This is a genomic window from Advenella faeciporci, from assembly GCF_014652395.1.
Classification (GTDB): domain Bacteria; phylum Pseudomonadota; class Gammaproteobacteria; order Burkholderiales; family Burkholderiaceae_B; genus Advenella; species Advenella faeciporci.
Genome location: NZ_BMYS01000023.1, coordinates 1 through 21,680 on the forward strand (window position 1 = coordinate 1; position 21,680 = coordinate 21,680).

At 51.5% G+C, this 21,680-nt stretch carries 21 protein-coding genes, 1 tRNA gene and 1 pseudogene; 15 read left to right on the forward strand and 8 right to left on the reverse strand.

What is annotated here, in order from left to right:
- Nucleotides 1-313: 313 nt before the first annotated feature.
- Nucleotides 314-1,666: an NADP-specific glutamate dehydrogenase gene (gene gdhA / locus IE074_RS13050; RefSeq protein ID WP_189385893.1), complete on the reverse strand. Its 1,353-nt coding sequence runs from the start codon at nucleotides 1,664-1,666 to the stop codon at nucleotides 314-316.
- A 207-nt stretch (nucleotides 1,667-1,873) separates the two neighbouring features.
- Nucleotides 1,874-2,278, reverse strand: a complete 405-nt coding sequence (locus tag IE074_RS13055; protein ID WP_189385894.1) for a GlcG/HbpS family heme-binding protein — start codon at nucleotides 2,276-2,278, stop codon at nucleotides 1,874-1,876.
- Here IE074_RS13055 and IE074_RS13060 point away from each other — a divergent pair.
- Nucleotides 2,277-2,438, forward strand: coding sequence for a hypothetical protein (locus tag IE074_RS13060; protein WP_189385895.1), 162 nt, complete (start codon nucleotides 2,277-2,279; stop codon nucleotides 2,436-2,438). The two genes, IE074_RS13055 and IE074_RS13060, sit on opposite strands and share 2 nt — an antisense overlap.
- On the opposite strand, the gene IE074_RS13065 is transcribed toward IE074_RS13060, so the two are convergent.
- Entirely contained in the window at nucleotides 2,435-5,992 is a 3,558-nt protein-coding gene (locus IE074_RS13065) for an indolepyruvate ferredoxin oxidoreductase family protein (protein WP_189385896.1), read from the reverse strand. The two genes, IE074_RS13060 and IE074_RS13065, sit on opposite strands and share 4 nt — an antisense overlap.
- A gap of 190 nt (nucleotides 5,993-6,182) precedes the next feature.
- On the opposite strand from IE074_RS13065, the gene IE074_RS13070 reads away from it, so the two are divergent.
- Both IE074_RS13070 and IE074_RS13075 read left to right on the forward strand, forming a co-directional pair.
- On the forward strand, nucleotides 6,183-7,085 hold the full coding sequence (locus IE074_RS13070; RefSeq protein WP_189385897.1) for a LysR family transcriptional regulator: 903 nt from the start codon (nucleotides 6,183-6,185) through the stop codon (nucleotides 7,083-7,085).
- On the forward strand, nucleotides 7,076-7,351 hold the full coding sequence (locus tag IE074_RS13075) for a hypothetical protein (protein ID WP_189385898.1): 276 nt from the start codon (nucleotides 7,076-7,078) through the stop codon (nucleotides 7,349-7,351). Before IE074_RS13070 ends, IE074_RS13075 begins: the two co-directional genes overlap by 10 nt.
- 39 nt (nucleotides 7,352-7,390) lie before the next feature.
- Here the strand turns inward: IE074_RS13075 and IE074_RS13080 are convergent, their stop codons facing one another.
- The 4 genes from IE074_RS13080 to IE074_RS13095 form a co-directional block, all read right to left on the reverse strand.
- Nucleotides 7,391-7,765, reverse strand: coding sequence for a tautomerase family protein (locus tag IE074_RS13080; RefSeq protein ID WP_189385899.1), 375 nt, complete (start codon nucleotides 7,763-7,765; stop codon nucleotides 7,391-7,393).
- A gap of 76 nt (nucleotides 7,766-7,841) precedes the next feature.
- A complete protein-coding gene (bamC, locus tag IE074_RS13085; RefSeq protein ID WP_189385900.1) occupies nucleotides 7,842-8,978 on the reverse strand; it encodes an NlpB/DapX family lipoprotein in 1,137 nt (378 codons plus the stop codon).
- Nucleotides 8,979-8,997: 19 nt separating this feature from the next.
- Nucleotides 8,998-9,900, reverse strand: a complete 903-nt coding sequence (gene dapA / locus IE074_RS13090) for a 4-hydroxy-tetrahydrodipicolinate synthase (protein ID WP_189385901.1) — start codon at nucleotides 9,898-9,900, stop codon at nucleotides 8,998-9,000.
- A 153-nt stretch (nucleotides 9,901-10,053) separates the two neighbouring features.
- Complete coding sequence (locus IE074_RS13095) at nucleotides 10,054-10,677, reverse strand: L-threonylcarbamoyladenylate synthase (RefSeq protein WP_189385902.1); 624 nt, start codon at nucleotides 10,675-10,677, stop codon at nucleotides 10,054-10,056.
- A gap of 103 nt (nucleotides 10,678-10,780) precedes the next feature.
- On the opposite strand from IE074_RS13095, the gene IE074_RS13100 reads away from it, so the two are divergent.
- From IE074_RS13100 to IE074_RS13115, 4 genes and pseudogenes are all read left to right on the forward strand, one after another.
- A tRNA-Arg gene (locus IE074_RS13100) sits at nucleotides 10,781-10,857 on the forward strand.
- A gap of 349 nt (nucleotides 10,858-11,206) precedes the next feature.
- A pseudogene (locus tag IE074_RS14920) lies at nucleotides 11,207-11,323 on the forward strand (esterase-like activity of phytase family protein); the annotation flags it as partial.
- A gap of 582 nt (nucleotides 11,324-11,905) precedes the next feature.
- Complete coding sequence (gene nirK, locus IE074_RS13110; protein ID WP_189385904.1) at nucleotides 11,906-13,399, forward strand: copper-containing nitrite reductase; 1,494 nt, start codon at nucleotides 11,906-11,908, stop codon at nucleotides 13,397-13,399.
- Nucleotides 13,400-13,488: 89 nt separating this feature from the next.
- Nucleotides 13,489-14,373: a formylglycine-generating enzyme family protein gene (locus tag IE074_RS13115; RefSeq protein WP_229794026.1), complete on the forward strand. Its 885-nt coding sequence runs from the start codon at nucleotides 13,489-13,491 to the stop codon at nucleotides 14,371-14,373.
- A gap of 96 nt (nucleotides 14,374-14,469) precedes the next feature.
- Here IE074_RS13115 and IE074_RS13120 read toward each other — a convergent pair whose 3' ends face one another.
- A complete protein-coding gene (locus tag IE074_RS13120; protein ID WP_189385905.1) occupies nucleotides 14,470-14,676 on the reverse strand; it encodes a hypothetical protein in 207 nt (68 codons plus the stop codon).
- A gap of 184 nt (nucleotides 14,677-14,860) precedes the next feature.
- Between IE074_RS13120 and IE074_RS13125 the strand changes: the two genes are divergently transcribed.
- From IE074_RS13125 to nuoF, 8 genes are all read left to right on the forward strand, one after another.
- Complete coding sequence (locus IE074_RS13125) at nucleotides 14,861-16,054, forward strand: porin (RefSeq protein ID WP_189385906.1); 1,194 nt, start codon at nucleotides 14,861-14,863, stop codon at nucleotides 16,052-16,054.
- Nucleotides 16,055-16,470: 416 nt separating this feature from the next.
- Nucleotides 16,471-16,851: a hypothetical protein gene (locus IE074_RS13130; protein WP_189385907.1), complete on the forward strand. Its 381-nt coding sequence runs from the start codon at nucleotides 16,471-16,473 to the stop codon at nucleotides 16,849-16,851.
- Between the two features lie 183 nt (nucleotides 16,852-17,034).
- Nucleotides 17,035-17,394 carry an NADH-quinone oxidoreductase subunit A gene (locus IE074_RS13135; RefSeq protein WP_189385908.1) on the forward strand — a complete coding sequence of 120 codons (360 nt, stop codon included), beginning with the start codon at nucleotides 17,035-17,037 and terminating at the stop codon, nucleotides 17,392-17,394.
- Between the two features lie 21 nt (nucleotides 17,395-17,415).
- Nucleotides 17,416-17,901: a NuoB/complex I 20 kDa subunit family protein gene (locus tag IE074_RS13140; RefSeq protein ID WP_169294041.1), complete on the forward strand. Its 486-nt coding sequence runs from the start codon at nucleotides 17,416-17,418 to the stop codon at nucleotides 17,899-17,901.
- A gap of 32 nt (nucleotides 17,902-17,933) precedes the next feature.
- The gene (locus tag IE074_RS13145) at nucleotides 17,934-18,542 is read left to right on the forward strand and encodes an NADH-quinone oxidoreductase subunit C (protein WP_189385909.1); all 609 of its coding nucleotides are present in this window, start codon (nucleotides 17,934-17,936) and stop codon (nucleotides 18,540-18,542) included.
- Nucleotides 18,543-18,544: 2 nt separating this feature from the next.
- Nucleotides 18,545-19,801: an NADH-quinone oxidoreductase subunit D gene (locus IE074_RS13150; RefSeq protein WP_189385910.1), complete on the forward strand. Its 1,257-nt coding sequence runs from the start codon at nucleotides 18,545-18,547 to the stop codon at nucleotides 19,799-19,801.
- Between the two features lie 26 nt (nucleotides 19,802-19,827).
- Nucleotides 19,828-20,319 (forward strand): NADH-quinone oxidoreductase subunit NuoE, encoded by a 492-nt coding sequence (gene nuoE, locus IE074_RS13155; RefSeq protein ID WP_189385911.1) that lies wholly within the window; start codon nucleotides 19,828-19,830, stop codon nucleotides 20,317-20,319.
- The gene (gene nuoF, locus IE074_RS13160) at nucleotides 20,316-21,674 is read left to right on the forward strand and encodes an NADH-quinone oxidoreductase subunit NuoF (RefSeq protein ID WP_189385912.1); all 1,359 of its coding nucleotides are present in this window, start codon (nucleotides 20,316-20,318) and stop codon (nucleotides 21,672-21,674) included. Before nuoE ends, nuoF begins: the two co-directional genes overlap by 4 nt.
- Nucleotides 21,675-21,680: the final 6 nt, after the last annotated feature.

A 21,680-nucleotide genomic window follows, 5' to 3' on the forward strand; every position in this document is an offset into this window, starting at 1 on the left:
ACGATAGCCACTATCGCCGAACAGATACTCCTTTACTAATTTGACTTTGAATTGCACATCATATTTTTCCATTGAAAAACCCCTAAAAGTTGAATGGGTGTCCAACTTTTGGGGGTCAGTTCACTCCCGCGTGGGAACATCCAGGCAGTAGTCAATAAAAAAACGCTATCCCGAAAGATAGCGTTTTTTTTATCCAAGGCTAAATGACAGCCAGGTTCTGTGGTACTCGTTACCACGCGGGAGCGTGGGAACGAGTGGTTCAGAGTATTGCTGGTTCCCATGCTCCTGCGTGGGAACTGTGGCAGTGCAGCTCTTAAACAACGCCTTGGTCAATCATGGCATCTGCCACTTTGCGGAAACCGGCAATGTTGGCACCCAGCACCAGGTTGTGGGGCTGGCCAAATTCATTGGCGGTTTCAGAGGCGGTCAGGTAGATGTTTTTCATGATGGTTTTCAGGCGAACATCCACCTCTTCAAAGCTCCATTGGATCATGCTGGCATTTTGGGCCATTTCAAGCTGGCTGGTGGCCACACCGCCGGCGTTGGCTGCCTTGCCGGGCGCATACATGATTTTTGCATTCAGGAATGCCTCTACGGCCTCGGGGGTAGAGGGCATATTGGCGCCTTCAGCCACCAGGATGCAACCGTTTTTAAGCAACTCATGGGCATCTGCCTGGTTTAACTCGTTTTGGGTGGCGCAAGGGAAAGCCAGGTCGCAGGGAACCGACCAGACCGCATTACGGCCAGCAGGATAGCTGGAAACCGGGGTGTAAACCGCATCAGTGTGGATTTCTGCATATTTCGACAGGCAGGCGCTTTCAACTTCTTTAAGCTGTTTAAGCGTTTCAAGATTTATGCCTGACTTGTGGTAAATAAAGCCGCGTGAATCGCTGCAGGTAACGGGCAGGGCGCAGTTCTGATACAGTTTTTCGATGGTGTAGATGGCAACGTTACCGGCACCCGATACCACGCAGGTTTTGCCTTCAAGGGCCTGACCGTTGGTGGTCAGCATGTTTTGGGCAAAGTAGACCGTGCCATAGCCGGTTGCCTCGGTGCGGGCCAGTGAGCCGCCCCAGGGAATTTTTTTACCGGTGAAAACACCTTCATAGCGACCCGTAAGCCGTTTGTACTGGCCAAACATATAACCAATTTCACGGCCGCCAACGCCAATATCACCGGCAGGAACGTCGGTGGTGGGGCCAATGTGACGATACAGCTCGTTAATGAACGACTGGCAGAACCGCATTATTTCGTTATTGGACTTGCCTTTCGGGTCAAAATCGCTGCCACCCTTGCCGCCACCAATCGCCAGACCGGTTAAGGAGTTCTTGAAGATTTGTTCGAAACCCAGGAATTTGATGATGCCGCTGGAAACGCTGGGGTGAAACCGCAAACCGCCTTTGTAAGGACCAATGGCAGAATTGAATTCTATGCGATAACCCTTGTTGACCTGAACCTTGCCCTGGTCGTCAATCCAGGCGACCCGGAACATGATTTGACGCTCGGGCTCGATGATGCGTTCAATAATGTTGTGCTCAAGATATTTTTTTTCTTTCGCAAACAGGGGTTCAAGGGATTCCAGCACCTCTTGGACGGCCTGATAAAACTCAGGCTGGCCTGGGCTGGATTTTTGCAGTTTTGTTAAAGTTTGTTCAATATAAGACATGGTTGCGGTGTTATGTAGGTTTTTATGAATAATTAAATTTTGTTTTTTTATTATAAAAAAAAATGGCAGGACATGGTAAATAATTGTGCACTGCGATAATGAAAAAAAACATTTTTTTTCCGTGGGTTGTTTTAGCGCAAAAAAGAGCCTTACCAAGCATAAAAATAAGGCCCTTGTGCAACGGCAGTGACGCCAGGGAAGTCAGGGTTATGTCAGGGCATTGATGCCAGCCCTGGCAATTTCCGCATCTTCACTGGCTTTTACGCCTGAAACACCCACGGCACCTACAAACGCTCCGTTAATAACAATCGGAACGCCACCCTCAAGCATGCCCTCTAGCATGGGAACCGATAAAAACGCATAACGTCCATGATTGATGACTTCTTCATAGCCTTTGGATTCACGGCAACCCAGTGCTGCCGTTTTTGCCTTGGCAGGTGCAATATGCGCTGAAATGGGGGCTGCGCCATCCAGGCGCTCAAGCCCCAGCAAATGCCCGCCATCATCAACGATGGCGATAGTAACCGGCCAGTTGTTTTTGTGGGCATGGGCAACGGCGGCTGCCAGCATTTTTTTTACGTCAGCGTGTTCAAGTACAGGTTTTGTTTTCATGATTCTCCTTTTGGTTAAACTGGACAAGCCTGCCTGTCATGGTCAGGCAGGCTTGTCTGGTTGGGGCGGCTTGGACTTTGGCCAGCACCAGGCATATCAATGCATTATAGGGGCTTTACCGCAAATGAAAACGTTTTCCGGTAAAGCCGGTTTCGCTTAGGCCACGTTGCTGAGCGATGCCGCCGCAAAGTCTTTCAGCAAGCGCTCTTTTTTAGCTGCCGCCTTGCGGATATTGTCTTCTTTAATATGCCCATAGCCACGAATGTCATCAGGCAGGCGGGCCAGTGCAATGGCAATGTCCAGGTTGTTTTCGTTCAGGCTGGCACTAAAGCCGCGCAGCATGTCCAGGTAGTCTTCAATTAACCGCCTTTCCATTTTGCGCTCTTCGGTGTTGCCAAACGGGTCAAGTCGGGTGCCACGCAAACCCTTGAAGTGCTGCAGCATGCCAAACGCTTTCATCATCCAGGACCCGTATTTTTTCTTGACCAGGTGGCCATGACTGTCTTTTTTGCTGAATGAAGGCGGCGCCAGGTGAAAGTTCAGCTGGTAGTCCTTCCCGGGTTCACCCTCAAATTCATGGCGCAACTGGTTCAGGAAAGCGGGGTCGGCATACAGCCGGGCCACTTCATACTCATCTTTGTAGCTCATGAGTTTGGCCAGGTTGCGGGCAACGGCTTCGGTCAGCTGCTGCGAGTTCAGGCCAAGGCCTTTTTCCAGCTTGCGAATATGATCCACCGCTTCAGTAAAACGGCAGGCATATTTTTTGTCCTGGTAACGGGTCAGGTGGGTTTCAAGGCGTGCAATCAGTTTATCCAGGCTTTCGGGCATGTTCACCAATACACCGGCTTCCTGGCTTTGCTGCCCGTTAAGTGGCAGTGAAGCGGCGCCATGATGGGCCAGGTAGCGGCCCCATTCGAAGGCATCCAGGTTTTTTTGCACGGCAACGCCATTCAGTTCGATGGCCCGCAGGATGTTTTCCAGCTGAAGCGGAATTTTGCCTTTTTGCCAGGCATAGCCCATTAGCAAGGGGTTGGCAAAAATGGCATCACCCAGCAGCATGACGGCGTATCCGTTAGCGTCCAGGAACTCACAATGATCGGGACCCAGGATGTCGGTCAGCTCGTGGGTGGTGGCCGCGCTGGGGTAACGCCATTTCGGGTCCTTGAACATTTCGGCCGTGGGGGATTTGGCAGTGTTGATGGCGGCAAAAGTCACGCCGTTACGGGTTTTGGAAGTGATTTCCCTGGAAGCGGCCACGATGGCATCGCAGGCAATAATCAGATCTGCTTCGCCCATGCCAATGCGGGTGGCGTGCAGGTCGGAAGGCTGGTTGCCAATCTGGATATGGCTGACCACGGCACCGCCTTTTTGCGCCAGGCCGGTTACGTCCAGCACATTTACCCCTTTTCCTTCAATATGGGCCGCCATGCCCAGCAGTGCTCCAATGGTGACCACGCCGGTGCCACCCACGCCAGGAACCAGGATATTACAGGGGCGTTCAAGTTGAATTTTGGCAGGCAGGGGAATGTTGCCTTCTTTTTTTTCTACCGTATCCAGCTTGATGGCCGGTTTGCGTACCTGGGCACCTTCGGCTGTCACAAAGCTGGGGCAGAAGCCCTTGAGGCAGGAAAAATCCTTGTTGCAGCTGGACTGGTTGATGCGTCGCTTGGTACCCATGGGGGTGTCGTGCGGTTCAACCGACAGGCAGTTGGATTGCACGCTGCAATCGCCGCAGCCTTCGCACACCGCTTCATTAATGAAAACGCGGCGGGCCGGGTCGGGATAGGTATTGCGTTTGCGGCGGCGGCGTTTTTCGGTCGCGCAGGTCTGGTCATAAATCAGCGCCGTGGTGCCAATGGTGTCACGCAGTTCAATTTGCACTTCGTCCAATTGGTCCCGGTGGTAAACGCCGGGGTTTTTTTGCATGACTGCGCCTTTGTATTTTTCAGGCTCATCAGTTACGATCACTACCCGCGTAATGCCTTCAGCCACCAGCTGGTCGTTTATTTGTGGCACGGTCAAGGTGCCGTCTATGGGCTGGCCGCCGGTCATGGCCACCGCATCGTTATACAGGATTTTATATGTAATGTTGGCCTTGGCGGCAATAGCGGCGCGAATGGCCAGAATTCCCGAGTGAAAATACGTGCCGTCACCCAGGTTGGCAAAAATGTGTTTGGTGTCGGTAAAGGCTTTTTGCCCGATCCAGGCCACGCCTTCACCTCCCATTTGCGAAAAAGTATCGGTTTTCCGGTCCATCCAGATGGTCATGTAATGGCAGCCAATGCCGGCCACTGCACGTGAACCCTCGGGCACCCGGGTAGAGGTGTTGTGCGGGCAGCCCGAGCAGAACCAGGGCTTGCGTTCCACCACCACCGACAGGCGCTGGTTTTCTTTTTCCTTGGCTTCGATCACGGCAATACGGGCCTTGATGCGGGCATGGACGTCTTCAGGCAAAGGGTGTTTTTCAAGGCGTTTGGCAATCGCCTTGGCAATAATCGAAGGAGACAGCTCATGGTTGGGGGGGAGCAGCCATTTGCCACGCGGCACCGACCATTCTCCGCCACCGTCATCGCGCGCATCAAACTTGCCGTATACATCGGGGCGCACGTCATCGCGCCAGTTATACAGCTCTTCTTTCAGGGCGTATTCCATGATCTGGCGTTTTTCTTCCACCACCAGGATTTCCTCAAGCCCCTGGGCAAAATGTCGTGCACCTTGTGCCTCAAGGGGCCACACGCAGCCTACCTTGTACAGGCGAATGCCAATCTGGGTACAGGTTTGTTCATCCAGACCCAGATCAAACAGGGCCTGGCGCACGTCCAGGTAGGCTTTGCCCGCCGTCATGATGCCAAAGCGGGCATTGGGCGAATCAATCACTATTTTGTCCAGCTTGTTGGCCCGTACATAGGCCAGGGCGGCATACCACTTGTAATTGTTCAGGCGTGCTTCCTGCTCCAGGGGCGTGTCGGGCCAGCGTATGTTCAGGCCCCCGGGCGGTACTTCAAAATCACTCGGGATAATGGTCTGGATGCGGTCCGGGTCTATGTCTACCGAGGAACTGGATTCAATCACATCGGTGACGCATTTCAGGCTGACCCACAGGCCCGAATAACGGCTCATGGCCCAGCCGTGAAGACCAAAATCAAGGTATTCCTGCACATTGGACGGGTACAGGACAGGTATGCCAGCCGCCTGCAAATCGTGTTCTGACTGGTAGGCAACGGTCGAAGACTTGGCAGCGTGGTCATCGCCGGCAATGAGCAAGACCCCGCCGTATTGCGACGTGCCCGCATTGTTGGCATGCTTGAAAACATCCATGGAGCGGTCCAGCCCTGGCCCCTTGCCATACCACATGGCAAAGATGCCCTGTTTTTTTGCGTCCGGGAACAGATTCAGCTGTTGGGATCCCCAGATAGACGTGGCCGCCAGCTCTTCATTAACACCAGGCTGGAACACAATATCGTTTTTATCCAGGTGCTTTTGCGCTTTCCACAGGGATAAATCCACATTGCCCAGCGGAGAACCCCGGTAGCCCGAGATAAAACCACCGGTATCAAGTCCGGCTTTCATGTCCCTGCTTTTTTGAAGCATGGGCAGTCTGACCAGCGCCTGGGTTCCGCTCATGTAAACCCGGCCCTTTTCAAGGGTATATTTGTCATCCAGGGTAATGGAATCAAGTGCCGCTTGCGCCGCTTTGGATATGGGGGCATTCATTGTTTGTCTCCAGAATCTTTGTCTGTGAATTATTTCTATAATGATCAGCCAAACACGCATTGTATGATTATTAATACAATACCCCTTGTGGAGGTAAAAAGCGAATTACACTGATGCTTGATGCAAAGTTTATCTTTTTTACCGGGTATCGTAAAATTAAAAAAATCATTAACAGGTATCTGGAAAACAAATGTCCAAGCAGGTCACAATCAGGCAGTTCCGGTATTTTGCGGCCGCCGCCCGTACGGGGCGGTTTTCCATGGCGGCGGCCGAAGAGCACGTCTCACAATCGGCCATTACCAGTGCGGTGCTAAGCCTGGAAGCCCACCTTAAAGTAACGCTGTTTGACCGTTTGCAGCATGGGGTTGCCTTAACGGCCGCAGGACACGATTTTTACCGTCATGTGCGGTTTGTGCTGGATGCCTTTGATGAAGCCCTGCATCGGCCCGCTCGGCAAAATAACGGTGTTTCGGGTGTGTTGCGGGTGGCCGCTTCCTACACCGTGCTGGGCTATTTTTTGCCTGAACTGGTGCTTCGATTTAAAAAAGCCAATCCAGGCATACAGTTTGATTTGGTGGATATGGAATTGGCACAGATGGAGCAGGCGGTGTTGAGCGGAGAAATAGACATGGCAGTGGGTTTAACCTCCAACCTTAAGGATATTGGCCGTTTTGAGCATCAGGTCCTGTTGCGTTCGGCCCGTAAACTGTGGGTCTCCCCATCGCACCCGCTGGGCATGCGTGCTTCGGTTACACTACAGGAAATTGCCCCGTACCCTTATATCCTGATTTTGGTGGATAATGCCGAAGAGTCTGGCCTGGGGTTCTGGCGCAAGCACCGGCTTGAGCCCAATGTGGTGCTGAAAACCCGTTCCATGGAGGCCGTGCGCGGCTTTGTGGCGCAGGGTCTGGGGGTCACTATCCTGTCGGAAATGGTGTACAGGCCCTGGTCCCTTGAGGGAAAAAAAATCAATGCCGTGCCTATTGAAGATGGAGTGCCTGTGATGGAGGTGGGTATGTTCTGGAATAAGTCGGTGCCCTTATGCGAAACGGCACAGGCCTTTAAACATTTTTTGGTGTATGCATGTCATTAGTCAAGTTCAAAAGCAGGCTGGGAAAACTCAAAAGCAGGCTGGGAAAGCTGTTGTTTGCCATGGGCAGTGCCCCCATGGGTGTAGCGTTGTTGTTGTGGCTGCCGCTTTGGTTTGTGCTGGATAATTTCCTGATTGCCGGTATGCTGGCCATTTTCATTTCATTCTTATTGGCCATGAGCGTGAGCCTGTACCGGCTGAATACCGAAAAGCGTGAAGAGGGTGAGCAGGATACAGGCGTTACCACGCGGGAGCGTGGGAACGAGTAAACTGCTACTTGCTCCCATGCTCCTGCGTGGGAGCAAATATTACCGGCCTGCCGCCTTGGCGCTAATGCCACCGGCCACGCCCATGTTTTCTTTGGGTACATCAATGGCCATTACCCGTATTTCTTCTTGCGAAATGCCCAGGCTTTCACTGGCAGCCTGGCTTAAGGCGGCAATCAGGGCGGCTTTCAATGCTTCGGTACGGCCTTCAATCAGGTGTACCTGAATAGTGGCAAAAGCCTTGCCTTCCTGGCCGGCAACCATGACCTCATGGGGTTGGAACTCCTGAAGGGTAATGCGGATGCTGGCCTCGGGGGCGCCAATGCTTTCCTGTACCGCCTTGTTGGCGTTTTTCAAGAGCGCCTGTTTTTGTTCCGTGCTGTGACCGGCAAGAATTTGTGCGTGAATAAATGGCATGATTTTCCTTTGGTGTTGGGCAAAAAATTCCCCTTGGCAGGCAAGGGGAAGGAATGCAAAACTGATTAAAAACGAATTAATTCATTTTTTGGGCAATAACCGTCAGGATGCGGCGTGCCGTCGTGCTGTTGTCGGCATTGCCGTTTTGGTCGCGTACGGTTACCAACGACTGGGCACCCTGAGCGTTGACTTCAATGGTGTAAGGTAACGGGGTCAGATTGCCTTTATCACCCCATAAACGGGTAATGAAATTGGCTTCCTGGCGCTTTTCTCCGGTATCGGTATCCAGGTAGCGGATCACGTAAGTACCGTTTGTGGCGTTTGAGTTTTCAATTTTGAAGCCCGAGGCGGACAGCGCATTGCCTACCCGACGCCATGCCAGGTCTTGTGATTCATTTACCGACAGGGCGGTTGTGCCTTCAACAAAATTGGCGATTTTGGGTTTGTTGGCAACGGGCGCAGCCACAGCGGATTGCCTGATTTGCTGTTCGGCCCTGGCTTTGTCAGCCCCCAGATAAACCATCAAGCGAGACAGCATGGCGGCATTCAGGCCAGGGTCTTCGTTGGCAGGCAACCATTTGAATTCGGTGCCATCACGATCCATTTGGGTTTCCACCATGCGCTCGTGGCTAATGTACACCTCTGTTTTGCCATTAACGCGTTCAAGACGGGTATGAAAACGTTCACGCTCGCCGCTGTCCGATACCATGTCTACAATGGAACCCAGCGCGCGACGCAGAAAGTTGCCGGGAATCTTGGCGCGGTTTTCAGCCCAGTCGGTTTCAATAATGCCTGCCTTGGGGTTGTCGCGGTTAATGGTGAAGCCTTCGTCAGACCAGAAAGCCACCAGTTTTGGATAGACAATATTGGGATCCTGGTTGATTTCCAGCCAACGGAGGTCTCCGCTGCGGCGTACTTCCATGCCATCAATGGTTGGCAGCACGGTTGCGCCTTTGGCATTGGCTGCATTGGCGGCAGCCACAGACTTGTTATAGACGCTGGCCGAAGCGACACCACCGGGTGCCGTGTACTGTGGCTTGATATCGGCACTGGACAGATCGGGTGGAATGCTTAACGGGTCTCCGCGAACGGTGCTTTTGTAATCAACCTGTTCTCCATCTCCCATGATTTCAGAAACGGCGTTGCATCCGGCAAGCAGGGTTGCGGCTGCAATTAAACCCGATGCTGTAAGATGGCGTGCATTGATGCGCATAAATCTTGATCCTTGATATTTAAATAAGGCCCAGGCTTTGAAGGGCTTGGGTAACCGGAATCTTGTTTTGTTCACTGAGTCCGCACAGGGGGAGACGATAGCCCAGTTGTGACAAACCAAGCTGGGCAACCGCCCATTTAACGGGAATGGGGTTGGCTTCAATGAATAGCACTTTATTCAATTGAGCCAGTTTGGCATTGAGTGCCCGTGTTGTGGGTACATCACCCAGGCGTGCGGCAACACACAGTTCGTGCATGAGTTTTGGCGTCACGTTGGCGGTGACCGAGATATTGCCATTGGCGCCCAGCAGGATAAGGGCGGCAGCGGTTGGGTCATCACCACTGAAAACCTGGAAGTGGTCGGGTTTGTTGGCCAGCAGCAGTGCGCCACGCCCAATGTCGCCGGTGGCGTCTTTGATGCCGATAATGTTTTGTACATTGGCCAAACGCAGAATAGTGTCGTTGCTGAGGTCGGCAACGGTGCGCCCGGGTACGTTGTACAGAATGATAGGCAGTTCGCCTTCTTGTGCAATGGCGCTAAAGTGCAGGAACAGCCCTTCCTGGGAAGGTTTGTTGTAGTAGGGCACCACCGAAAGGCCGGCCTGTGCACCTACTTTTTTGGCCTGTTTGGTCAGGTAAATGGCTTCATCGGTTGCGTTGGCACCTACACCGGCAATAATCGGGATACGGCCGGCGGCGTGCTCGACGGCAACGCGGATAAGTTCGGTATGTTCATCAAAGTCCACTGTGGGCGATTCGCCCGAGGTGCCCACCACCACCAGCCCGTCGGAACCTTCCTGCACATGCCAGTCGATCAGCTTCTTGTAGGCTTCATAGTCAATCTTGCCATTGGGCAACATGGGGGTAACTAATGCAGGAATACTGCCTGTAAAAATAGGATATGAAGAACTGTCGACTGCCATAATTAAAAAGTCCTGAACAGGGATAAATATAAACCGCTAAGCATAACGCTTTTTGGCGAATAGTTTAATAGAAATAAACGATATGGTTGGGAAAATTGTTGAAAAAAAGCATAAACAAAGAGTTTGCCGGGGTTTTTGCCGGCATGTTTGTGTTTACAGGCCAAGGCTGGCAGGGTTTCCGGCGCCTGTGCGTACCACTTCAGGAATGCCCGAAGACAGGTCGATCACGGTGGTGGGGGTGCCGGGGCAGCTGCCGCTGTCAATCACGCCCGCCAGCTCGTGGCCGTAATGGGCCATGATTTCTTCCGGGTCATTCAGTGGCTCGGTCTCGTCCTTGGGAATAAAAGTGGTGGAAAGCAGCGGAGAGCCAACCGCCTCGATCAGGGCCAGGGTAATGGGGTGATCAGGGACGCGAATGCCAATGGTTTTGCGTGAGGGGTGGGATACCCGGCGTGGCACGTCTTTGGTGGCTTCCAGGATAAAAGTCCAGGGGCCCGGGGTGGCTGCTTTCAACAGGCGGTATTGTTGGTTGTCGACCTTTGCAAAATGCCCGATTTCGGCCAGGTCACGGCAGAGCAGGGTAAGGTGATGGCGCTCGTCAAGGCCGCGAATGCGGCGCAAATGTGCGGCGGCATCCTTGTCGTCAAGACGGGCCAGGATGGCATAGCTGGAATCGGTGGGAACCGCGATCAGGCCTCCGTCGTTAATCATTTGCGCCGCCTGTTTCAGCAGGCGGATTTGCGGGTTTTGTGGGTGAACATCAAATAAAATTGCCATATCAGACCCTCTTGGCTGGAATTGTCAGTGATAAATTTATGGGTTATTGTAGCTAAATTAATGCAAATATTATTTACTCGGGTTAGAATAGCGGGCTTGTGTTGTCTCCGTAGCTCAACTGGATAGAGCACCCGCCTTCTAAGCGGGGGGTTGTGAGTTCGATTCTCGCCGGAGGCACCATTAAATACTCAAAAAAATACTCAAAAAACACGTAATCAGAATTTGCATTATGCCGAATCAGGCCTGCTTTGTACATGCCTGCCTTTTCAGCCATAATGCCCGTTTTCACGTCAGCCACCCATGCAAACCGCTGTTTGCCCCGCAAATACGCAGCATAAAATACCAGTTCCAACAGTTTTCTTTAATATACCAGTCATAAAGCTTGGCTATCCTTCCCGTGCGCGTGTAGAAGAGCCGGGCAGTATCATGGGTAAATCCAACTGAGTGATCCCGACAAGAAAGTGCCTTTCCGTATCGTTCATGAAGATACCAAAGAGCGTTACCTGACCGGTTCCGATTTTGATCTGGCGCAATTGGCGACTTCAACATGATTGATGCCACCACTGCCCTTATTATTGAGCGTGACAATGGCGAGGGTACGCCCGACAAGGCCTGTAAAGAGGGTGAAGACACCAGTAAGTGCTGGCCTGGTAACAGGCAGGCAGGGTGTCAGGCAGTCAAGCCCCGCGTTTGCCGTTAAGGGCCAGGTGAAAACCTGGCCTTTTTAATGTATCGTTTTTTGATTTTTTCGGTCATTATGTTTCAGTTTGTGGTTTGTGGGTTTTTCATAGGTAAAACATGACTTTTTCTGCCTACAATCTATATCATCTTGTTTACACATCTTAAAAACAGCTGAATTTCTTGTTATTCAATAATTTATCTTTTTAATCAAGGCATTAGGCGGTTTTTTCAATTTTTACAAATTTTAGTAATATCAGAGACAGGGTTAAACCCGGATTTTGCGTAAGTTTTTTTATTGAATTTGAAAATTTTGTATCTAAAACAACACAGCATTAATCAGTAAAGCATTTTCAAAATCAACACAGATCAAGAAGTTTTTAAAAGATATATATGAAATATATCTTTCAGGGTGGTTGTTTGATTTAAATCAGAAGTTGATCAGGTTTAACCCGTAGAATTTCCATTAACGGATGCCCGAACATGAATAACGGGAAATTATTCACCAGGGCAATACCCGGAAATTTTATTTTTTATCCAGGAGAAGTCAATGAAAGTGAATAAATTGGTTGCCGCGGTCTCTATGGCCTTAAGCATGGGCCTGGTGTCCAGTGCCGTGATGGCCAAAGAGGCCAATGTTGTTAAAGTTGCCCTAGAGCAACCCGCCTCGGATGCCATTAAAAAATTGCCCATTGAACAGGCCGTGCGTGTTGCCCCTCCAATGGTGCCGCCTCCAATTACCCGCAAGCACCCGGCGCGTGTGGTAGTTGAAATGGAAACCGTTGAAAAAGTCATGAAAATGGCCGATGGTGTAGATTACATGTACTGGACATTTGACAGCACCGTACCGGGAACATTCCTGCGCGTACGTGAAGGTGATACGGTTGAATTCCATTTGTCCAACCATCCCAGTTCCAAAATGCCGCACAATATCGACTTGCACGCGGTAACCGGTCCCGGTGGCGGTGCCGCTTCATCATTGACAGCACCCGGGCATACTTCTGTATTCAGTTTCAAAACCCTGAACCCCGGCCTGTATGTGTACCACTGTGCCACTTCGCCCGTGGGCATGCACATTGCCAACGGCATGTATGGCCTGATTCTTGTTGAGCCCAAAGAAGGCTTGCCTAAAGTGGATCGCGAATACTACGTCATGCAAGGCGATTTCTACACCAAGGGTGCTTATGGTGAGCCTGGCCTGCAACCCTTCGACATGAAAAAAGCCATTGAAGAGCATGCCGATTATGTGGTCTTTAACGGCTCTGTGGGTGCACTGGCCGGTGAAAACGCCCTGAAAGCGGAAGTGGGTGAAAACGTTCGCCTGTTTGTGGGTAACGGTGGTCCCAACCTGGTGTCTTCCTTCCACGTGATTGGCGAGATTTTCGACAAGGTCTATGTTGAGGGTGGAAAGCTGGTCAATAACCACATCCAGACAACCCTTGTTCCAGCCGGTGGTGCCACCATGGTAGAGTTCAAGGTAGACGTGCCCGGTGATCTGGTCATGGTTGATCACTCCATCTTCCGTGCCTTCAACAAAGGTGCTTTGGGTAATATCAAAGTAACCGGTGCTGAAAACAAGGAAATCTATTCCGGCAAACAGATGGACGCGGTGTACCTGCCCGAAGGTTCTGCCATTCAGTCGGTTGATACCGGTGCGGCACCCACTCCGGCTGTTGCCCGGAACCTGGAAGAAAAAATCAAGTTTGGCCAGCGTGTTTATGAGGCCAACTGCCAGGCATGTCACCAGGCCGGTGGTGTGGGTATTTCCGGTGCCTTCCCTCCGCTGGCGGCATCCGACTACCTGAATGCCGACCACAAACGGGCTGCCAACGTTATTGTTCACGGTTTGTCCGGTGAAATTACCGTTAACGGCACCAAGTGGAACAGTGTAATGCCCGCCATGTTGCTGAGCGATAATGACGTGGCCAACGTGGTTACCTATGTCTTGAACAGCTGGGGTAACAAAGGCGGTGAACTTTCACCCGAAGACGTGGCAGAGCAACGCAAGGCAGCACCTGCACAGGCAGTACCCGGCGCGCACTAAGCATTGACATAATGCGTGTAACGCCCACTGCCTTCGGTGCCCGTGCACGGAAGGCAGTGTTTTGTGTTTATATATATAAAGAGCAAGCCATGACAACAACCCATTGCCAGCAGACTTTCCAAAATGCAAATGCCCGAAGCGGCCCCGGACGCCGTGCAGGCAAGCCCGTTCTGGCCGGTATGGCGGCTATCCTGTCTGCCATAAGCATGCAGGCGCAGGCAGTTGAGATGGCCAGTTTGCCGCAGGGTGAATATCGGCCTTTATATTCCAGCCAGGCCAGCCCTTTGGAATGGGTCAAGGCATTCAGAATAGATACGACACCCGTGACCAACCTGGAATTTGCCGAATTCATCAGGCAGCACCCGCAGTGGTCACCCGATAAAATCCAGAAAATGTTTGCTGAAGAAGGTTATTTAAAGCATTGGTTAAAGGAAAATGACCAGTGGATGCCTAAAACCATTGATGCCCAAAGCCCGGTTAGCAATGTTTCCTGGTTTGCAGCCCAGGCCTACTGCAAGGCCCAGGGCAAGCGCCTGCCCACCATTGCCGAATGGGAATACGCCGCGCGCGCCTCTGAAACCAAGGTGGATGCCACCAAAGACAAAGACTTTACCCAGAAAATCCTGAACTGGTACGCCAAACCCGCCACCGCCCACTTGCCCGCCATTAAACAGGACAAACCCAATTACTGGGGCATTTATGACATGCATGGCCTTATCTGGGAATGGACCCAGGACTTCAACGCTACCGTATCCAGCAAACTGCAAACCTCAAACGTTGAAAATGTAGAGGTGGATGGCCGTACCGTTACCCTTGACCTGGGGGCGTTCTGTGGTGCAGGCGCCGAAGGGGTGGCAGACCCCAGCGACTACGCCGCCTTCATGCGCTATGGTTTCAGGTCCAGCCTGAAAGCGCCATTCACGCTGGACACATTGGGCTTCAGGTGCGCCATGGACGGGGCCGCAAACCCGTAGGGCCGAATCCGCCACGGTATTCAGCCGTTTACAAGCCTGCCTGTTGCATTCGCCGCCCGCATTGCCGGGCGATTTTGTATTAAAACAACAGATGTGTTATATTAAAACAACACGAATAATGCGGGCTGCTTGATGTGGCTGCTCAGTAAACAACATATCGTGCATTAACAATTGCAGTGCTGCCCAATCGGCAGTACAGTAAAGATTCATGCGGTTATTAGACGTATGTCTTAAAGTGTTTGGTTGGGTGAGCTTAACAATTTCGAAGGGAAAATGGCTTGCTTGATAATCGGTCTGTTGCATCGGTTTTGTTGCTCGGTACCAACATAAAAACCACAAAAAAGGGTTTTTATGAAGAAGTTGGTAGCCAGAAAGTCAAAAATTTGGTGCAATAACTACAACTTCCCTTCGCGGAGTTTTATAGAGCGGTAGAACATAATGTCTTGATCGCTGCTCTGATCACTCAAAATCTACGGAGATTTAACAAATGAAAAAGACTTTGCTAACTGCAGCTCTAGTTGCTGGCTTTGCTAGCGTAGCTCACGCAGAATCATCAGTAACACTGTACGGCCTGGTTGACGGTGGTGTTGGTTACAACACTCAAAAAACCACATGGAGTGGTGATTTCGGTAGCGGCTCATTCAAAACTCGCGGTTTCGAATTCAAAAATGGCGTTAAAAACGGTAACCGCTGGGGCCTGAAAGGTTCTGAAGATCTGGGTAACGGTACCAGCGCCATTTTCCAACTGGAAAGCGGTTTCGATCTGGGTAACGGTAACTCAGCACAAGACGGTCGTTTGTTCGGTCGTAAAGCTTTTGTTGGTTTGACAGGCGAAAGCTGGGGTACATTGACTTTGGGTCGCCAGTACAACGTTGCTGATGACTTCGTTGCTCCTATCGATCCGTTCGGTACAGGCTGGGGTCAGGCTGCTGTTGGTTCGGCCTTTGGTGGTAGTGTTTCTGCCCGTTACGATAATGTTGTTAAGTATATAACTCCTAGCTTCTCTGGTTTCCAACTTGGCTTGGGCTGGACAGGTACCAACAATAAAGACACATACCGCAATGACGTTTTTGGTACTGACTATGAAACAGAAGATAAATCTAACGGTTTCACTTTTGGTCTTGGTTACAATAACGGCCCTATCCAAGTAGGAGCTTCTTTCGACTACCTGCGTAACAAAGAAACAGATTCACGCACACCACTTGCTAACGTAGATACTAAAGTTAAAGTATGGAACTTAGGCTTTGCCTACGATTTCGACATTGTTAAGCTGCACTTGATGTATGGTCAGCAAAATGATGGCGCGATCGGTGGAATTGGTTTGGCTGGCGCTATTGCTCTGCCTGCAGATCCTCAATTCGCAAGTTTTGGTGGTGACTTGGTTGGTGATGGCTATCGTCAAAAATCATGGTTGCTGGGCTTGACAGCTCCTGTAAGCGAAGCAGGTAAAGTGCTGTTCTCTTACACTGGCAACAACATCAAAAACAAAGAAGAGTTTGATGGCAAAATCACCAGCCACATCTTCAACTTGGGTTACCTGCACAGCCTGTCCAAACGCACCAGCGTTTACGCAGTTGCTTCTTATGGTCAGTCTAAACTGAAAGTTAATGAAACAGCTTTCAATGGCCAGGCTAAACTGAAGTCTACAGAAGTTGTTCTGGGTCTGCAGCATCGCTTCTAATCAATCGCATGGCTTGGCCATGTAATTGAAAAGCTTGAAAACCACCTGTTTATGCAGGTGGTTTTTTTATGTTCGCTTGATTTTTAGTTGTGTTGGGTTCTAAATTGGCAGCGTGCCATCACTTGGCAGCTTTGCTCCGACGCCGCTACGCGCCGAAGTCGCTGCATCTGCCAAGTGATGGCATTTACTACGGGAATAAGCGTATGCATAACCTCCTGGAGCTGGCAAAAGGTGTGGAAAGTGCAGCCTCCGGCAGCGACTTCGGCCCGCAGGGGCGTCGGAGCAAAGGAGGCTGCGCTTGCCGCACCGCTCTAACATAGAACATACCTGCAGAACACTGCCGCTTGAATAAACCAGCCAGCCATGTTTTACTAAACAAAAAGCATCAACCCCATGCGCAAAACAGGAGCTAAATCATGGCTTTCATTCTGCCAACCGCTAAAACAGCCAGCCACCTAACCACCTTGTTATTCATCACGCTCTTGCTACCAACCCCCAGTCACGCCCTTGATCTTCAATTCTACGGCACCCTTGATGGCGGTTTCCACAGCCGTTCCAGCAAAACCCAAGGCCACTTCACCCAACCTGGCTCCAGTCAAACAACCCCCTTCACCATACAATCCAAAAATACCGGCATTGGCAGTGGCCTGAAAGACCAAAGCAAAATTGGCCTGCGCGGCTCGCACGATATAGGCGCTGGCAAGCAAATTTTTTTTGAGCTTGAGGAAGACATAGATATTGCCACCGGCCACCGTAACCGTGATAGGGGAGTGCGGGTAATAGGAATTGGCGGCTAAAACACACGGTTAAATAAAATTACTTGCCGTGTCAAGAAAATTTGCAAATATCCCTCATAATAAGAAAAAAACATGAAATATGTCGTTTTCCCTAAGTGATTGGGTATCAACCTGCCGATGAAATGATACAATCAGAAGGTTTAAGAAATTTAATCAAGTTTTCAATTTAGGTGGCTGCGTAACATGAATTTAGCTGAATATTTTCCAGTATTACTGTTTATTCTCGTTGCGGGTGGTTTGGGTGCATTTCTGTTGCTAGCGGGGCGTTTTCTGGGTCCCAACCGGCCAGACCCTGAAAAAAACTCGCCCTACGAGTGCGGATTTGAGGCCTTCGAAGATGCGCGCATGAAATTTGACGTGCGTTACTATCTTGTTGCCATCCTGTTTATTCTGTTCGATCTTGAAATCGCCTATCTTTTCCCATGGGCTATTGCCAACGGGCATGTTGGTCTGGTTGGTTTCTGGACCGTCATTGTGTTCCTGGCAGTCCTTGCTGCCGGTTTTGTTTACGAATGGAAAAAGGGTGCACTTGACTGGGATTAATCCAAGCGGTGTGTAAAAACTATGTCTGATCAAAATGTATTAAATAAACAGGGCTTTCTGGTTACCAGTGCCGATGCCGTCATCAACTGGGCCAAAACCGGCTCCATGTGGCCCGCCACCTTCGGTCTGGCCTGCTGCGCGGTTGAAATGATGCACGCCGGCGCCGCCCGATATGACCTTGACCAATTCGGTATCATCTTCCGCCCCAGTCCCCGTCAATCCGACGTCATGATCGTGGCCGGTACCCTTTGCAACAAAATGGCCGCTCCGCTGCGTAAAGTTTACGACCAAATGGCCGAACCCCGCTGGGTCGTTTCCATGGGTTCCTGTGCCAACGGTGGTGGCTACTACCACTACTCCTACTCAGTCGTTCGGGGCTGCGATCGCATCGTGCCGGTTGATATCTACGTTCCGGGCTGTCCGCCAACAGCAGAAGCCCTCATCTACGGCATGTTGCAGTTGCAGAATAAAATCCGCCATACCAACACCATTGCGCGTGAAGCGTAAGATGTTGGCAAGCTAAGGTTCACGAAAATCCTATGTCTCGTTTACAAACTTTAAAACAAAATGTGCTTGCCCATCTGGGCGATCAGCTCAACCTGATCGAAGCCTATGGTGAGCTCACCCTGGAAATCCCGGCCAACAAATGGCAGGAAACCTGTACGCGTCTGCGCGACACGCCTGAGCTGGGTTTTGAAACCGCCATAGACCTTGCCGGCGTAGACTACTCAACCTGGGGTGCGCCGGCCGTTAACGCCGCTGAAGCATTCCCTGCGCGCTTTGCGGTAGCCGTCCAGTTGCTGTCCTTAAGCAATAACTGGCGCCTGCGCATTCGTGCCTGGGTGCCCAACAACGAATTCCCCATGCTGGCCTCTTTGGTAAACGTCTGGCCCAGCCTGGGCTGGTTCGAGCGTGAAGCCTTCGACCTCTTTGGTATTGTCTTTGATGGCCACCCCGATCTGCGCCGTATTCTTACCGACTACGGCTTCATTGGTCACCCGTTCCGTAAAGACTTTCCCCTGTCAGGTCATGTTGAAATGCGCTACGACGAACAGGCCAAGCGCGTCATTTACCAGCCTGTTACCATAGAGCCCCGTGAAATAACGCCAAGGGTCATTCGTGAAGAAGGTTACGGAGTAGGACGTTAAACATGTCAGAAATTAAAAACTATACCCTTAACTTCGGTCCCCAGCACCCGGCTGCCCACGGTGTGCTCCGCCTGATTCTTGAACTGAACGGCGAAGTCATCCAGCGGGCAGACCCGCATATTGGCCTGCTGCACCGCGCCACCGAAAAACTGGCCGAGCACAAGACCTATTTGCAGGCCCTGCCATACATGGACCGCCTTGATTACGTCTCCATGATGTGCAACGAGCACGCTTATGTCATGGCCATCGAAAAGCTGCTGGGTCTTGAAGTACCCCTGCGGGCGCAGTATATCCGCGTCATGTTCGATGAAATCACCCGTATCCTGAATCACCTCATGAGTGTGGGTACCCATGCGCTTGACGTGGGCGCCATGGCCGTCATGCTCTACGCTTTCCGCGAGCGTGAAGACCTGATGGACTGCTATGAAGCCGTCTCCGGTGCACGCATGCATGCGGCTTACTACCGTCCCGGTGGTGTGTATCGTGACTTGCCAGACACCATGCCCAAAAACAACATGGATACCAAATACCGCAGCAAGCGCGAAATTGACCGCATGAATGAAGACCGTGAGGGTTCGCTGCTGGACTTCATCGAAGCTTTCACCAAGCGTTTCCCGGGCTGTGTTGATGAGTACGAAACACTGCTTACCGATAACCGTATCTGGAAACAGCGTCTGGTGGGTATCGGTGTGGTGGAGCCTGACCGTGCCAAGGCGCTTGGCTTTACCGGCCCCATGCTGCGTGGTTCGGGTGTTGAGTGGGACTTGCGTAAAAAACAACCCTACGAAGTTTATGACCGCCTTGATTTTGATATCCCGGTTGGTGTCAATGGCGACTGTTACGACCGTTATCTGGTGCGTGTGGCTGAAATGCGTGAAAGTAACCGCATTATTGCCCAGTGCGTGCACTGGTTGCGTAACAACCCGGGCCCGGTCATTACCGAAAACCACAAAATTGCCCCGCCCAGTCGCGAAAGCATGAAGTCCAACATGGAAGAGCTGATTCACCACTTCAAGCTGTTCTCTGAAGGCTTCCAGGTGCCTGCCGGCGAAGTTTACTCTGCGGTAGAGCACCCTAAAGGTGAATTTGGCATTTACATGGTGTCCGATGGTGCCAACAAGCCCTATCGCCTTAAAATCCGTGCTCCCGGCTTTGTCCACCTGCAGTCCCTCGACGAAATGTCTCGTGGTCACATGCTGGCTGATGCCGTAACCATTATCGGTACACAAGATATCGTGTTCGGTGAAATTGATCGCTAATACTGGCGAATAACTGGATAGTAAAAATGTTGCTTTCTGAACAGGCTTATACAAAGATTGATAAAGAGCTGGCAAAGTATCCCGCCGATCAGCGTTCGTCTGCCATCATGTCCTCCCTTCGCATCGCGCAGGAAGAGAACGGTTGGCTGTCTAGCGATCTGGTCGCCGAAGTAGCCCGCTATATCGGGGTGGAACCCATTGCAGTCCAAGAGGTTGCCACCTTTTACAACATGTTCGAGATGAAACCCGTTGGCAAATTCAAGGTAACGGTATGTACCAATTTGCCCTGTGCCCTGCGTGATGGCGTGAAAACCGCTGAATACATCAAGGAAAAACTGGGCATTGGTTTTGGTGAAACCACCCCCGATGGCGCCATTACCCTGAAAGAGGGTGAATGCATGGGTGCCTGCGGCGATTCACCCGTTCTGCTGGTCAATAACCACCATATGTGTGTGCGCATGTCACAGGAAAAAATTGATGAAATGCTGGCCGATCTGATCAAGGAGGCACAGGCATGAGTTTTCTGGATAAATACTCCCACGGTTTAATTGCCAATCCGGGCAATGACCTGTCAAACAGCATGGCCCTGCACGGGCGCCATATCAAACCGCAAATCCTTGATGGTATCAATGGCGAGAACTGGCACCTTGAGGATTATGTGAAACGCGGTGGCTACGAAGCCCTGCGTAAAATCCTCACATCCGGCATGTCCCAGGAAGACGTGATTGCCGAAATCAAGGCATCCGGCCTGCGTGGGCGCGGTGGTGCGGGTTTCCCGACCGGTCTTAAATGGAGCTTCATGCCCCGTACGTTCCCGGGCCAGAAATACCTGGTCTGCAACTCGGACGAAGGCGAACCGGGCACTTTTAAAGACCGCGACATTCTTCGCTTCAATCCGCATGCCGTCATCGAGGGTATGGCCATTGGTGCCTATGCCATGGGCATTTCCGTTGGATACAATTATATCCACGGCGAGATTTTTGAAATTTACAACCGCTTTGAAGAAGCGCTTGAAGAAGCTCGCAAGGCCGGTTTCCTGGGTGATAACATCCTGGGTTCCAGCTTCAGTTTCCAATTGCATGCACATCATGGCTATGGTGCCTATATCTGCGGTGAGGAAACCGCCTTGCTGGAATCCCTGGAAGGCAAGAAAGGGCAGCCGCGCTTCAAGCCGCCATTTCCGGCCAGCTTTGGCCTGTATGGCAAGCCCACCACCATTAACAATACCGAAACCTTTGCCGCCGTGCCCTGGATTATCCGTAATGGCGGGCAGCAATACCTGGAAGTGGGCAAGCCCAATAATGGCGGTACCAAACTGTTTTCCATCACGGGCGACGTAGAGCGTCCCGGTACCTACGAAATTCCGCTGGGCACACCGTTTGCAACCCTGCTTGAACTGGCTGGCGGCATGCGCAACGGACGCAAGCTTAAAGCGGTTATTCCGGGTGGCTCCAGTGCGCCCGTACTGCCTGCAGACATCATGATGGATACCACGATGGACTATGACTCCATTGCCAAGGCCGGCTCAATGCTGGGCTCGGGTGCGGTTACCGTTATGGATGAGTCCCGTTGCATGGTCAAGTCATTGCTGCGCCTGTCTTACTTCTACTATGAAGAAAGCTGTGGCCAGTGCACGCCATGCCGTGAGGGCACCGGCTGGCTGTACCGTATTGTCAACCGCATTGAACACGGTCAGGGGCGTCCTGAAGACATGGATATGCTTGACACGGTTGCCGGCAATATCATGGGACGCACAATTTGTGCATTGGGCGACGCGGCAGCAATGCCCGTACGCGGTTTCTTAAAGCATTATCGCGATGAGTTCGCGCACCACATCGAGCATAAGCAATGTGTGGTTCCTCACTATCTGTAGGTCAAA

What these genes read in the sequence shown, in the direction of transcription:
- nuoF (WP_189385912.1), top strand. Translation starts at nt 20,316, where the DNA reads ATGAGTTTTCTGGATAAATACTCCCACGGTTTAATTGCCAATCCGGGC.
- IE074_RS13120 (WP_189385905.1), bottom strand. Translation starts at nt 14,676, where the DNA reads ATGCAACAGACCGATTATCAAGCAAGCCATTTTCCCTTCGAAATTGTT.
- IE074_RS13065 (WP_189385896.1), bottom strand. Translation starts at nt 5,992, where the DNA reads ATGAATGCCCCCATATCCAAAGCGGCGCAAGCGGCACTTGATTCCATT.
- IE074_RS13135 (WP_189385908.1), top strand. Translation starts at nt 17,035, where the DNA reads ATGAATTTAGCTGAATATTTTCCAGTATTACTGTTTATTCTCGTTGCG.
- gdhA (WP_189385893.1), bottom strand. Translation starts at nt 1,666, where the DNA reads ATGTCTTATATTGAACAAACTTTAACAAAACTGCAAAAATCCAGCCCA.
- IE074_RS13145 (WP_189385909.1), top strand. Translation starts at nt 17,934, where the DNA reads ATGTCTCGTTTACAAACTTTAAAACAAAATGTGCTTGCCCATCTGGGC.
- IE074_RS13150 (WP_189385910.1), top strand. Translation starts at nt 18,545, where the DNA reads ATGTCAGAAATTAAAAACTATACCCTTAACTTCGGTCCCCAGCACCCG.
- IE074_RS13080 (WP_189385899.1), bottom strand. Translation starts at nt 7,765, where the DNA reads ATGCCATTTATTCACGCACAAATTCTTGCCGGTCACAGCACGGAACAA.
- dapA (WP_189385901.1), bottom strand. Translation starts at nt 9,900, where the DNA reads ATGGCAGTCGACAGTTCTTCATATCCTATTTTTACAGGCAGTATTCCT.
- IE074_RS13130 (WP_189385907.1), top strand. Translation starts at nt 16,471, where the DNA reads ATGGCTTTCATTCTGCCAACCGCTAAAACAGCCAGCCACCTAACCACC.
- IE074_RS13055 (WP_189385894.1), bottom strand. Translation starts at nt 2,278, where the DNA reads ATGAAAACAAAACCTGTACTTGAACACGCTGACGTAAAAAAAATGCTG.
- IE074_RS13095 (WP_189385902.1), bottom strand. Translation starts at nt 10,677, where the DNA reads ATGGCAATTTTATTTGATGTTCACCCACAAAACCCGCAAATCCGCCTG.
- nirK (WP_189385904.1), top strand. Translation starts at nt 11,906, where the DNA reads ATGAAAGTGAATAAATTGGTTGCCGCGGTCTCTATGGCCTTAAGCATG.
- bamC (WP_189385900.1), bottom strand. Translation starts at nt 8,978, where the DNA reads ATGCGCATCAATGCACGCCATCTTACAGCATCGGGTTTAATTGCAGCC.
- IE074_RS13115 (WP_229794026.1), top strand. Translation starts at nt 13,489, where the DNA reads ATGACAACAACCCATTGCCAGCAGACTTTCCAAAATGCAAATGCCCGA.
- IE074_RS13140 (WP_169294041.1), top strand. Translation starts at nt 17,416, where the DNA reads ATGTCTGATCAAAATGTATTAAATAAACAGGGCTTTCTGGTTACCAGT.
- IE074_RS13060 (WP_189385895.1), top strand. Translation starts at nt 2,277, where the DNA reads ATGATTCTCCTTTTGGTTAAACTGGACAAGCCTGCCTGTCATGGTCAG.
- IE074_RS13125 (WP_189385906.1), top strand. Translation starts at nt 14,861, where the DNA reads ATGAAAAAGACTTTGCTAACTGCAGCTCTAGTTGCTGGCTTTGCTAGC.
- nuoE (WP_189385911.1), top strand. Translation starts at nt 19,828, where the DNA reads ATGTTGCTTTCTGAACAGGCTTATACAAAGATTGATAAAGAGCTGGCA.
- IE074_RS13070 (WP_189385897.1), top strand. Translation starts at nt 6,183, where the DNA reads ATGTCCAAGCAGGTCACAATCAGGCAGTTCCGGTATTTTGCGGCCGCC.
- IE074_RS13075 (WP_189385898.1), top strand. Translation starts at nt 7,076, where the DNA reads ATGTCATTAGTCAAGTTCAAAAGCAGGCTGGGAAAACTCAAAAGCAGG.